This is a genomic window from Lysobacter sp. Root667, from assembly GCF_001427715.1.
In the GTDB taxonomy this organism is placed as follows: Bacteria; Pseudomonadota; Gammaproteobacteria; order Xanthomonadales; family Xanthomonadaceae; genus Lysobacter.
The window spans coordinates 338,133-350,708 of the sequence record NZ_LMHF01000010.1; the positions used below are offsets into that span (position 1 = coordinate 338,133).

Annotated in this window: 9 protein-coding genes; 3 read left to right on the top strand and 6 right to left on the bottom strand. The window is 69.4% G+C overall.

The annotated features are described in order from the left end of the window. Nucleotides 1-36 precede the first annotated feature (36 nt). Together ASD78_RS09400 and ASD78_RS09405 are read right to left on the bottom strand one after the other, a co-directional pair. On the bottom strand, nt 37-2,319 hold the full coding sequence (locus tag ASD78_RS09400) for a hypothetical protein (RefSeq protein WP_056100564.1): 2,283 nt from the start codon (nt 2,317-2,319) through the stop codon (nt 37-39). 196 nt (nt 2,320-2,515) lie between these two features. Continuing rightward, nucleotides 2,516-3,523, bottom strand: coding sequence for a hypothetical protein (locus ASD78_RS09405; RefSeq protein ID WP_056100567.1), 1,008 nt, complete (start codon nt 3,521-3,523; stop codon nt 2,516-2,518). A 123-nt stretch (nt 3,524-3,646) separates the two neighbouring features. Between ASD78_RS09405 and ASD78_RS09410 the strand changes: the two genes are divergently transcribed. Further along, nucleotides 3,647-4,237 (top strand): TetR/AcrR family transcriptional regulator, encoded by a 591-nt coding sequence (locus ASD78_RS09410; protein WP_056100569.1) that lies wholly within the window; start codon nt 3,647-3,649, stop codon nt 4,235-4,237. Between the two features lie 7 nt (nt 4,238-4,244). On the opposite strand, the gene ASD78_RS09415 is transcribed toward ASD78_RS09410, so the two are convergent. From ASD78_RS09415 to ASD78_RS09425, 3 genes are all read right to left on the bottom strand, one after another. Then, the gene (locus ASD78_RS09415) at nt 4,245-4,772 is read right to left on the bottom strand and encodes a class I SAM-dependent methyltransferase (protein ID WP_056100573.1); all 528 of its coding nucleotides are present in this window, start codon (nt 4,770-4,772) and stop codon (nt 4,245-4,247) included. A gap of 306 nt (nt 4,773-5,078) precedes the next feature. After that, nucleotides 5,079-6,047 carry a diguanylate cyclase gene (locus ASD78_RS09420; RefSeq protein WP_055904726.1) on the bottom strand — a complete coding sequence of 323 codons (969 nt, stop codon included), beginning with the start codon at nt 6,045-6,047 and terminating at the stop codon, nt 5,079-5,081. Between the two features lie 7 nt (nt 6,048-6,054). After that, nucleotides 6,055-10,815 carry a PAS domain S-box protein gene (locus ASD78_RS09425; RefSeq protein ID WP_162250153.1) on the bottom strand — a complete coding sequence of 1,587 codons (4,761 nt, stop codon included), beginning with the start codon at nt 10,813-10,815 and terminating at the stop codon, nt 6,055-6,057. A 292-nt stretch (nt 10,816-11,107) separates the two neighbouring features. Here ASD78_RS09425 and ASD78_RS09430 point away from each other — a divergent pair, with 292 nt between their 5' ends. Next, a complete protein-coding gene (locus tag ASD78_RS09430) occupies nt 11,108-11,482 on the top strand; it encodes a metalloregulator ArsR/SmtB family transcription factor (RefSeq protein WP_056100578.1) in 375 nt (124 codons plus the stop codon). A gap of 135 nt (nt 11,483-11,617) precedes the next feature. Beyond that, nucleotides 11,618-11,992, top strand: a complete 375-nt coding sequence (locus tag ASD78_RS09435; protein ID WP_055904730.1) for a YciI family protein — start codon at nt 11,618-11,620, stop codon at nt 11,990-11,992. A gap of 78 nt (nt 11,993-12,070) precedes the next feature. Here the strand turns inward: ASD78_RS09435 and ASD78_RS09440 are convergent, their stop codons facing one another. Next, nucleotides 12,071-12,493, bottom strand: coding sequence for an SRPBCC family protein (locus ASD78_RS09440; RefSeq protein ID WP_055904733.1), 423 nt, complete (start codon nt 12,491-12,493; stop codon nt 12,071-12,073). Nucleotides 12,494-12,576 lie beyond the last annotated feature (83 nt).

Sequence of the window (12,576 nt, forward strand, 5' to 3'; positions counted from 1 at the left end):
CTCCTCCCTAAGGACTCGCGCAACCGGGACCGTGGTTCAGCCCCGTCCTCCCACCACCAGGCTCTTGTCCTGATTGCCGTCGCGGTAGGCGATGGTCAGCGTGGCGGCGCGGGCGCGGCCGTCGTTGACCGAAGCCGGCAGTTCGCTGGCGAGCAGACTGGCCGCCGCGCGGATCAGGAAGGTCTGCTCGAACACGCCGCGCAGCATCGCGAAGTTGTCGTCGAAGTCGTTCCAGTCGCCGCGCACGTCCAGCAGGTCGGTCATGCGTGTCGCGCCGCTGCGCAGGCGTTCCCAGCGGTTCCAGAAGCGACGATGCTCGATATCCGAGCGCAGCAGCACCTGGTAGACGGTCCACGGCGTTTCGCCGATCGACTCCTGCCCGGCCAGGCCGCCGCCGTAATCGCGCAGGCTCTTGGCGATCAGTTGCTTGAGCGCGGTGCCGCTGGCGTCCGGGCGGCGGCGGTAGCCCTCGAACAGCGGCGCATAGACCGCTTCGCGGCTGGCGCAGCTCGCGCGCGCCGATTGCTTGGCGTACCAGGGCAGCGCGCGCGCCACGTGGCGCGCCCAGGCCGCGTCGTCGGCCTGGGCGAACACCCGCATGGCCTGGCGCAGGCCGTGGTCGCTGAGCATCAGGCTCAGGCGCGGCTTGCACTCGCCGACGGCGCCGAGCACGCCGTGCAGCTGCGCGTGCAGCGCCGGCGCCGCGGCCGCATCGATCACGCCCCACAGCACCGCGTCGTCGACCACCCGCGGCAGTTCGCTCGCGGTCTTGATCCGGCTCTCCTCCCACCACAGCTGCAGGCCGCACTTGAAGTCGCGCGCAGCGGTCTGTTGCGGCGCGCGCGCCTCCTCCAGGTCGGCTTTGAAGGTAGCGCCGTAGTCGGTATTCCAGGTGTTGGCGTTGGCGCTGTACTGGGTGCTGCCCAGATAGGCGCGGGTCAGCGCTTCCCCGGCCGGCGACACATAGCGGCGGCTGACGAAACGGTCCTTGCGCTCCTGCTTGCTCTTGAGGTTGAACCAGGTGCCGACGCCGAGGCTGAAACCCCAGGCGCGCACGCGCTCGACGGTCTTCTGGTGCAGGTAGAAGTCCAGCGCATAGCCGGAGCCGCCGTAGTTCAGCACGCGGGCGAAGTCGAAGGCCAGCAGCGCGCCGTGCAGGCGCGACAGCGCCTCTTCCGACAATGTGGCTTCGAGCAGCGAAGCCTCGCTGGCCAGGCGCGTGTACTCGTAGGTGAAGCCCAGGGCGACCTTGGTCTTGGCGATCTGGGCGATGCGCTCGCTGAGCAGCGCGGTGAGTTCCTGCAGCTTCTTCTTCAGCGGCTGCAGCGGGTTCAGGTCTTCCAGGCCGAAGCGCTCGGCCAGCGCGGTGACGATGGGCTGGTATTGCTCGGGGATCCGGTCCAGCGAGGTCGCATCGTCGATCGCCTTCAAGGCGGCGGTCGGCGCATCGAGCACGCCGGCCATGACCGAGCTCAGCACCTTCTCCACCGCGGCGGGGTCGGCGAACTCGATCTGGACGCCGGCCTTGGCCTCGAAACGATCGTCGTGGACCACGCTCTTGCGCAGCGCGACCCGGAACGCGCGCTCGCCGGAGGCCTTTTCGCGCACGAAACACAGGCTGAAATCGTCGTCGACGGTGGCGGTGAAGCTGGCACCGGCGCTGGCGCCGATGTTGACCAGGAAGGCACCGGTCTGGCTGGCGCCGAGCACGTCGGCCAGGCCGTGCAGCGACGTCGAGAAGATGTCCGACCAGCTCACGCTGAGGGTGGCGGTGAGTTTGCCGCGCGCCTTCAGCGCGACCGCTTCGCCGACCTCCAGCGTGGCGATGTCGGACGCGGACAGGACGCTGGCGATTTCGTCGATGTCGGACAGGATCGCGTCGCCGATGCGGTCGCCGGCGTCGTGGCGCTTGTAGCAAAGCAGGCGCAGCGAGCGATCGCCGGCGATGCTGCCGCCGGCGGTGCCGATCTTGCCGGTGGCCTTGGCCGTCGCGGAGGCGGCCAGCGAATACTTGAGCCAGGCGCTGCCCGCCTGGAACGCGAGCTGCGGGCGCCAGTCGGTGGTCGCCTTGGCCGGATCGGACGCGTCGGCGCGGCTGCCGATCACGCCGTCTTCGTCGGCGTCGTCGGCGCTGTTGTACAGGTGGATCGCGGCCGCGGCGGAGGCGCCGAATACCGCCTTGATGCTGCCGCTCTGCGCGGTGGTGTCCACGCCCTTGGCGTAGTCCAGCAGTTCGGTCTTGACCGATGAATCCTTGAGCGGCTTGGCGGCGACGCCGGCCAGCTTCTCGACCAGATCGGGAATCGCGATCTTGCTCATTGACGGCCTGTCCTTGCGGTCGGGTAGGAGTACGTCCGGACCTCTGTCCGGGAGACGGTAAGCGCGGGCGCCGGACGCTTCCCCAGCGGGCCGACTGTGACCGAGTATCCACCGATTCCGTGGCCGCTGTCACCGAGCGTGCGCAACCCATGTCGTCGCGCCGACGGCCGCCGCGCGCGGCGACCGCCAGCGAGGATCATGCGCGTCGCGTTCGCACACCGGCCTCCTGCAAGCGCTGCAGGTAGTAGTCCGGTTCGATCAGGGTATCGGGGAAGTACAGTCCCGGCGCGACCGGCGCGCCACCGGCCAGACCCAGCAGACGCTCGACGCCGAGCGCGATGCTCAGCGCGGTCAGCGGCGCCTGCCCGGCCGGGTGCACCAGCTCGTGGCGCACGCGCAAGGGCTCGCCGTCGTGGCCGGTGCCTTCGATCGAGATCGCGATTTCGGTCGAGTACGCTTCGCCGCGGCGGCGACTGGCGGTAACGCCCAGGCCCATGTCGAGGCGGATCCAGCGGGCGTCGGTCGCGGCCGCCAGACTGACCACGTCCAGCGGCGAGTACGCGGCGGCCTGCACCGTCTCGCCGTCGACGCTGACGATGTCGCGCACCGCTTCGTCGCCGCGCAGCCAGCGCCATTGCCCGTCTTCCAGCACCTGCGCGCCGGCGGCGGTGGTCAGGCGTTCGTAGTCGGCGTAGGCGGCGGGACCGCCCATGTCCTGTTCGTCGAGCAGGGCCGAGAGGTCGAAGCGCTCGATCCGGGCGAATTCGCGCGCGTAGTGCAACGCAGGCAGGGTCGCGGCGCCGGCCAGCCAGTGGCTGGCGAGCAGGATCGGCGCGCCGGCCGGGGTGCGGATGTAACGCGCGACTTCGGGCGCGATTTCGAACGAACCGCTCGACGTGCTCAGGTAAGGCAGGCCGTGCGCCTGGGCGTACTTCAGGGTGTTCAAACTCGCGTCCTTCACGAACACGATCACGGCGCCGTAGCGCGCGGTCTCGGGCAGGCCGAGATCGGCGCGTTGCAGATCGATCGCAGTCGCCTCGGCGCCGCCGACCGCAGCGGCGACCGCTTGCGCCTTGGCGAGGTCGCGGCCGCCGATCGCGATCGGCAGCGCCGGGTGCAGGCGGCGCAGGGCCTGCGCGGCCTGACTGCCGACGACGCCGGAGCCGCCGACGATCAGGACCGGGGCGAGTGGGTGTGCGGACATGGGTGGACTCCTGGGTTCGGGTGGTTGCCGCTACGGCGACAAACTACGATTGGTAAGTTAYGATTGGTAATGTACGCTCGCCGCAGCGCCACGGCAGCCCGCCACCCGGCGGTACAGCGTTCCATGAGCGAGACGACCACCCGACGACTTCCCAAGGCCGAACGGCGCGAGCAGTTGCTCGACACGGCGTTCGCGATCGTGCGCGAGCAAGGCAGCGACGCCCTGACCCTGGCCTACCTGGCCGAACGCGCAGGCGTGAGCAAGCCGATCGCCTACGAGCATTTCCAGACCCGCTCCGGTCTGCTGATCGCGCTGTACCGGCGCATCGACGAACGTCAGGTCGCGGCGCTGGAACTCAGCTTCGAGCGCCTGCCGCGCAGGCTCGCCGACGCGGCACGCGTGCTCGCCGAGGCGTATCTGCGTTGCTACACCACGGCCGGTCCGGAGTACCCGGCGATCGCCGCCGCACTCAAGGGCGACGAAGCGATGGAACGCGAACACCAGCGCCTGATCGACGACTACGTCGCGCGCTACCGCGAGGCCTTGGCGCCCTATTCCTCGCTATCGGCGCAGGAATTGCATCTGCGCTGCGTGGGCATCATCGGAGCCGGCGATGCGATCGCGCAGGAATGGCAGCGCGGCCGCGTCGACGAGGCTACGGCGGCGGCGACGCTCGCCTCGCTGATCCAGCGCTGGTTGTCGGCCAAGGCCTGAGCGCGGCTCAGACGGCGCGCGCAACCACGCACAGCGCCGGTTGTATCTGGCCTATCGGCCGCATAGGCGCGCGCGCTACCCGTTCGATCGCATACGCCTCGCGCTCCAGGTTCTGCCGCAGCATGGCTTCGATCTTGATCAGAGCGTCCGCGCTTGGCGGCTGATAGGCCAGATACAAGCGGCCCTGCGGCGCGAGCAGCCCGCGCAGGCGCGACAGCTCCGGCGCGTCGCCGGTCCAGAACAGGTTGAGGTTGACCGCGACGATGCGTTGGTAGGCTTGGCCGGGCTCGGCCTTCGCGAGTTCAGCCTTGGCAAAATCGGCCTTGGCAATATCGGCGACGCGGAAACTCGCCGCCCCCGAAGCCACCGCGTCGGAGTTGCGCCACACCGCCGCCGCGATCGCGCTAGAGGAACGGTCGATCCCGAGATAACGCCCGCGCGACAGCCGCGGCAGCAGCAGCGCGGCCAGCGTGCCGTTGCCGCAGCCCAGTTCCAGTACCGCATCGGCGGGCTGCGGATCGAGCACGTCCGCCATCCAGCTCAAGCGTTCCGGGACGCGCCCGGCGCCACTCATGCGGACATCGCCGCGCCGACATCCGCGCCCGTGCGCATCGGAGCCGGCTGCTTGGAAACCAGGCGCATCGCAGCGTCGCTGCGCCGTATCGACAGCCGTGTCATCGTCGTCCTCCGCGATCGGATCCGCAGCTTAGCCAGCGCGGCGCCGGCGCGCATGGGCCGGCCCGCCGTATCTCTCGATTTCCGCTTGTGCTGGTCGCCGCATCGGACCACCTGAATCTAGACCTGCGCCTGCGTTCGGGCGAAAGCGTGCGCCGCCGAGCGCTCAGGGGCTGGCGACCGGCGGATCCTCGTCGCTGCGCACGCGTGCGCGGCCGGCGCGTTTGGCGCTGTACAGACCGTTGTCGGCGCGCTTCAGCAGGCTTTCGGCGGTCTCCTCGCCGGCCGGCAGCGCGGTGGCGATGCCGATGCTCACCGTGACCATGCCGTGTTCGCTGGCCGAATGCGAGATGCCGAGCGCGCGTACCGCGCGTTCGACGTTCTCGACCGCGATCCGCGCGCCTTGCAGATCGACCTCGGGCAAGAGGCAGGTGAATTCCTCGCCGCCGGTACGCGCGACCAGATCGCCCGGCCGCGCCAGGCTGCGTTCGATCGCCGCAGCGACCTGACGCAGGCAATCGTCGCCGGCGAGATGGCCGTAGGTGTCGTTGTAGGCCTTGAAGTGGTCGATATCGATGATGCCGGCCGACAGCGGCTGGCCGCCGCGGCGGCAGCGCTGCCATTCGCGCACCAGGCGCTCGTCGAACTGGCGCCGGTTGGCGACGCCGGTGAGGCCGTCGACCCAGGCCATGCGCCGCAGCAGGTCCGACTGGTGCTTCAGCGTCAGATGCGCGCGCACGCGGTTGCGCACGGTCAAGGCATTGATCGGCTTGGTGATGAAGTCGACCCCGCCGGCATCCCAGCACGCGGCCTCCTCGGCCGGATCGTCCAGGCTGGTGACGAAGATCACCGGGATGCTCTGGGTTTTAGAATCGGCCTTGAGCGCGCGGCAGACCTCCAGACCGCTGAGGTCGGGCATGACCACGTCCAGCAACACCAGGTCCGGCGGAGTCTGCTGGCAGAACTCCAGGGCCTGGGCGCCGTTGGTGGCCATGAACACGTCGTGGTCGGGCGAAAACACCTCATACAGGGCGCGGATGTTGATCGGCTGGTCGTCCACGACCAGCAATCGCGCACGTCGCGAAGCGGTCGCCGTTCCTGGCAAGGCTTCTACGTCGAACAAAATCACGCTCATATCCTTGTCATTCCGATCGGGCCAGCAGGCGACCGCAGAGCTCGGCTGCCGTGGCGAAGTCGAACTGGGCCAGGGCAGCGGCCATCTGCCGATGCTCGCCCGGGTGGTGGCGGGCCAATCCCGCTTCCAGAGAGTGGAATACGTCCAGCGCGCCCAGGTTGGAGGCGATCAGCAGGTCGCGCAGGCGCTGCAGGGTCGGTCGCGGCAGCGGCGCGGCGTCGGCATCGGGCGGCGGCTGCTCGGCGTCCAGCGCTCCCAGGCGCTCGCGCACGTCTGCGGCGGCGTCATTCAAGGCACCGCGCAAGGCGCCCAACTGCAGGGTCCGCAGCCAGTCGTCGCCGGCGCCGGCGATGGCTTTTTCCTGCAGTTCGGCCAACTGCGCCAGGCGCATCGCGCCGACCGTGGCGGCCACACCGCGGAGCGTATGCAGCTCGCGCATGGCGTCTTCGCGCCGTTTGGAACGCAGCGCGGTCGCGAGTTCGCCCATGATCTGGGTGCCGCCGTCGGGGAAGCCGCGCAGCACGTCGGCGTAGACGTGGCGCTTGCCGCCGAAGCGGGCCAGCGCGGCTTGCCAATCCAGCACGGGGGGCTCGCCATTCGCAGACTTCGCGGTCTTCGTCGGCTTGGGGGATGCCGGGGCGGGTCGCTCGTCGCTCGGCGGCTCCGCGCTGGGCGGCATCACCGCCAGTGCGGCATCGCTGGCTGCCGGCGGCGGCGGTGCCGACTGTGCGGACGCGGCGGCGGGTTCGGACTCCGTGGATGCGGACTCCGTAGATGCGACTTCAGTGGATGCGGATTCCGCGGGCGCGGATACCGTGGAGTCCGATTCCGCGGGCTTGGTTTCCGTCGTCGCCGGCTCGACAGTCGTGGACTTCGCCGGAACCGGCGGCGCCGCGGTGTCGTCATTGGACGCAGGCTGGACCGGCGCTCGCGCGCCCTCGCCGGTCGCAGGCCGGATCGGCGATGCGGCCGCGTCGTTCGACGCGGGCGGCAATGTCGGCGGCGCGCCGTTCGCCGCGCTCCCGGTCCAATGCAGCAGGCGTTCGACCAGGGTGTCCAGATCGAAAGGCTTGCCGAGGTGGTCGTTCATGCCTGCGGCCAGGCAGGCTTCGCGGTCGGACGGCAGCACGTTGGCGGTCATGGCGATGATCGGCAGCTTGTTCAGGCCGAGATTGCTGCGGATGCGCCGGGTCGCGGTGTAGCCGTCCATGTCCGGCATCTGGATGTCCATCAGCACGACGTGGTACTTGCCGCCCTGGCCGCCCAGCATCTGCAAGGCCTTGGCGCCGCCGCCGGCCACCGCCACGCGCGCGCCTTCGCTTTCGAGCAGATCGGTCACCACCTGCTGGTTGGTCGGGTTGTCCTCGACCACCAGCAGCGACATGCCGGCCAGGCGATTGCGCGAGGCCTGCAGCGGCGCCGGATCCGGCAGCGGCGGCGGCAGGCCCTGGCCGGAGCGCGCGTCGGCGACCGCGTCGATCAGCATCGCCACCGTCACCGGCTTCATCAGGAAACCGTCCAGCACCGTCTGTTCGCGGCCCAGGCGCTCGACCAGCATCTCGCGGCCGTGCGCGGTGACCATCACGATCAGCGGGGCCTGAGTGCCGCCGATCAGCTCGCGGATGCGGCGGCCGGTCTCCCAGCCGTCCAGCCCCGGCATGCGCCAGTCGAGGAAGATCACCTCGTAGGGCGGACCTTCGCCGGCGGCGCGTTCGACGAACTCCAGCGCTTCCTCGCCGCTGCGCGCGGCGTCGGCCTTCCAGCCGATCGACTGCACCATCGCCAGGATCGCGTTGCGCGCGCTGTCGTTGTCGTCCACCACCAGCGCGCGCAGTTCGCGCAGCCGTTCCGGCGGCCCGGCCGCGGCCTGGGACGGCTCGCTGGGCAGATCCAGGGCGATGTCGAAGAAGAAGCGGCTGCCGCGGCCGCGTTCGCTTTCCACCCCCAGCTCGCCGCCCATCAGGCGCACCAGGCGCTGGCTGATCGCCAGGCCCAGGCCGGTGCCGCCGAAGCGGCGGGTGGTCGAGGCCTCGGCCTGCGAAAAGCCTTCGAAGATCGCGGCCAGCTTGTCCTCGGCGATGCCGATGCCGCTGTCGCGCACTTCGAACGCCAGCGACACCCGGCTTTCGTCGCGTGCGGACACGCGCACCATCAGCACCACTTCGCCGTAGTGGGTGAACTTGATCGCGTTGCCGACCAGGTTGATCAGCACCTGCTGCAGGCGCAGCGAATCGCCGACCACGCGTTTGGGCACGCGTTCGTCGATGTCGAACACGATCTCGATGTCCTTGTCGCCGACGTTGGCGCTCAGGATCACCGAGATGTCGCGCAGCACCTGCTCCAGCTCGAACTCGTGCGACTCCAGGGTCTGCCGGCCGGCTTCGATCTTGGAGAAATCGAGGATGTCGTTGAGGATGCCGAGCAGGGTCTTGGCTGCGGTCTCGGTCTTGTTGACGTAGTCGAACTGGCGCAGGTCCAGGCTGGTCTTCTGCAGCAACTGCAGCATGCCCAGGATCGCGTTCATCGGCGTGCGTATCTCGTGGCTCATGTTGGCCAGGAAATCGCTCTTGGCCTTGCTCGCCGCCTCCGCCGCCGCGACGGCATCCACCATCGCCGCCTCGGCGGTGCGCTGCACGGTGATGTCTTCGGCGATCGACCAGGTATAAGGCCTGCCGTCGATGCGCAGCGCCACGCCGTTCAAGCGCACCGGCACGCGCCCGCCGTCCCGGCGCACGAACTGCTTCTCATAAGGGCCATAGCGGCCGCTGCTCTGCAGGGTGCGCAGGACCGCCCTCTCCTGCTGCTCGTACTCCTTGGGCGTGATCTTGCCCTGGTCGAGCGTGCGCAGTTCCTGGTCGGTGTAGCCGGTGAGGGTGCGGAACTCCTCGTTGAACTCGACGAAGCGGCCGCTCTCGTCGGTCAGGGCGATGCCCAGCGGCGACAGTTCGAACAGACCGCGCAGCTTGCGCTCGTTGGTCTCCAGCGCGGCTTCGCGGCGCTTGCGCTCGCGCAGGTCGACGGCGATGCCGAGGTAGCCGACCACTTCACCGTCGCTCTTGCGCAGGGCGCTGACGTTGAGCAGTACCGGGATGCGCTCGCCGCTCTTGGTGATGTAGGTCCACTCGTTGGAATCGGGCTCGATCCGCGCCTTGGCCACGAACACCTCGAAGCCCGGATCGATGCGCCGGCCCAGCTCCATCTGCAGCGTGTGCGCGCGCTCGGCCATTTCGATCGGGTCGTGGAACAGCGCCGGGGTTTCGATCCCGACCACTTCGTCCGCGGCGTAGCCCAGGATCGCCTCGGCCGCGGGATTGAACAGGGTGATCCTGCCTTCCGGGTCGGAGGCGATGATGGCGTAGCCGGCGTTGGCCAGGATCGCGCGCTGCAGCGCCGAGTAGGCCTGCAGCTCGGCGGTGCGCTCCTCGACCTGGTGCTCCAGCGTCGCGTTGAGCTGCATGATCTCGGCCTGCGATTCCTTGCGCTCGGCGATGTCGCGCAGGGTCGAGGCCACGCCGACCACGCGCCCACTGCCGCTGCGGATCGGCGCGGCGGAAATCTCCACGTACAGCAGCGAGCCATTCTGGTGGCGGCGGATGGTCTCGATCGCAACCGCTTCCTCGCCCGCCAGAGCACGCTGCAGGATCTGGCCGTCCTCGCGTATGCGTTCGAACGGCACCACCAGTTCGACCAGGGAGCGCCCGATCGCCTCCTCGGCCTTGTAGCCGAACATCTGCTCGGCGGCGCGGTTCCACTCGGTCACGCGGCCGTCGGGCGAGGTGCCGATGATGGCGTCGTGCGAGCTTTCCACGATCGCCGCCAGGCGCGCGCTCTGCGCGATCGAGCGGCGCTTGCGTTCGTTCGCGCCCAGGAACACGTACAGCATCACCGCCAGCAGCGCGCCCAGGGCGGCGATCGACGCGGCCACGCGCAGCGGCTGCGGCAGGTCCAGCGCGGCGATGGTCGCCGGCTGGGCTTCGACATCCAGGCGCCACTGGCGCCCGTACATCGGCAGCACCTGCGAGCGCGAGCGGCTTTCGTCGATGCCGTCGGCGGCACCGTCGGATGCGTAGATGCGCTCGCTGCGCGCCGGGTCGGTGACGTCGGTGAGGGCGAAGCCGTAGTCGGCATGGGTCGCGCCGAAGTCGGCCAGGATCTCGTCGGTGACCAGCGGCGCGTAGACCCAGCCGATGCCCGCCGCTTCGGCCTGCGCCGGAGCGCGGTTCTGCGTGCCTTCGTACACCGGCAGCAGGAACAGCATGCTGCGGTTGGGCTTGCCCTTGGCCTGGACCAGGGTGATCGGTCCGGTCAGGGTCGGACGGCCGCTCTTGAGCGAGGCCAGCGCGGCTTCGCGGCGATTGCGCTCGGAGGCGATATCCAGGCCGAACGCGACGCGGTTGCCGGCTTCCGGTTCGATGTACTTGATCAGGAACTTCTCGCCCTTGTGCGGGGCGAGCTGCTGGACCTTGACGTCGCGCAGGCCTTCGGCGCGCAGCCCGGCCAGGAACGAGGATTCGCGACCGGCCGGCACCCGCACGATGTAGCCGAAGCCGCGCGTGCCGGGGAATTCGTGCGCGACTTCGCGCGACTCCATGTAGCGGTGGAAACGTTCGCGATTGATCGATCCGCCGGCGCCGATGACCGCGCCGCGCGCCCCGCGCAGGCCGTACTCATAGGTCTGGAAACGCACGGCCAAGTCGGCCGCCGCGTTCTGCACCAGGCGGTCGAGCAGGCGCTGGGTGCGCTCCTGGTTCCCGGAATGCTGGCGCAAGCCCACCATCACCGCGCCGGCCAATCCCAGCAGCAGTACCAGCAGCGCCAGACGGGCAGGGCTACGCAGACGACGGATGGGCTTCCCCTCCCAAGACGGACTAGCCGACGTTAGCAGAGGCGTCGTGGAGATTCCGAGTGGGAATGCGCGGATTCAGCTTCGCCATCGGCTTTCACGCCTGCGCGCGCGCTGCACGACGGGGTGCGCATGAGGCCCAAGCGACGCGCATGGTCGGCGACCGATAGTCAAGCGACCGCTTTACAATTGCCGGGGCCGGTCTAAACTCAAGCGCATGCTTGACTATTCACCGAACCTGGACCGGGTGTTCCACGTCCTCGCCGACCCGACCCGGCGCGCGATGATCGAGCGCCTGGACACCGGTCCCGCCACCGTCAGCGAGCTGGCGCAACCGCTGGCGATGTCGCTGGCCGCCGTGGTGCAGCATCTGCAGGTGCTCGAGGACAGCGGCCTGGTGCGCAGCCAGAAGACCGGCCGGGTGCGCACCTGTCGGCTCGACCGCGACGGCCTGGGCGCGGCGCAGCGATGGATCGATCAGCACTCCAGCGAAGTCCGGCTCGAACGCCCCGCCCCCTACCTCGCCGCCACGCCCCGGCCGGCGCCGGAACCCGCGCGCAAATCCGCCGGCCGCAAGCGCCGGCAACCCTGACCGCCGCCGACCCCGCTCGCGACAGCCTCGCCGTCGACGTATCGATGCTTGAACACGATTCTGCCGGCCGGGTGCCTTGCGGTGCGGATACGGTGGCTGCACATTGTCGGCCTCCCTTCCGCCACGAGTACCCGCATGAAGTTTCTGGTGATGATCTACAACGACCACAGCCTGCTCGGCGAGATCCCCGCCGCCGAGGCCGACACCATGATGCGCAACTGTCTGAGCCACGCCGACGAGCTGCGCGACCAAGGCTACCTGCTGGACTCGCAACAGCTCGAAGCGCCGGTCACCGCCAAATCGGTGCGCGTGCGCAACGGCCGCACCACGATCACCGACGGCCCCTTCGCCGAAACCAAGGAATACCTGGGCGGCTTCAACCTGATCGAAGCCGAGAACATGGACGAGGCCCTGCGCATCGCGGCCGAATTCCCCTGGGCCGACTCCGGCTGCATCGAAGTGCGCCCGGTGCGCGATCTGGGCGAAGTTCGGCGCCGGGTCGGCGCCTGAGTTCTTAGTTGTTGCGGTCGCAGCAGGCGCTGCGACCGCGTCTTGCCGCTTCCTGCCCTGATTGCGTTTGCAGGCCGATCAGGCTCCGGCGCCCTGCTTGGCGCCGCCGGCGTCGCGCTCCAAGGTGCGCTTCATGGTGTGCAGGGCCACGTCGATCATCCCGGCGACCTGCGCCGTCAGTTCGTTCGGCAACAGGTCGGCGATCCACACCAGGCGGGTACCGCCGTTCTCGGTATACGCCTGCACCGAGGCGTTGTAGTGGCGGAACGGGTCGCCCACCGCCGCCCAGGCCACGCGCCGGCGCACCGGATCGACGTCCAGGATCGGCTCGCTCACGCGCAGGCCGTTGCCGAAGGTCACCATGCGGGTATCGCCTTCGAGGCGGCAGTCGGTGACGAAGCCCGGCACCAGCCGCTCGTGGATGCGCCCGACATCGCGCAGGGCCTGCCAGACGAACTCCGCGGGCGCGTCCACCCAGATTTCCTGCTGGATCGATGCCATGCACGCTCCTGCGCCGACGCTACGGCATATGGGGGAGCGCCGATTTTGAACCGCGGCCGGTTACGGCGTTGTCCAGGCACGAT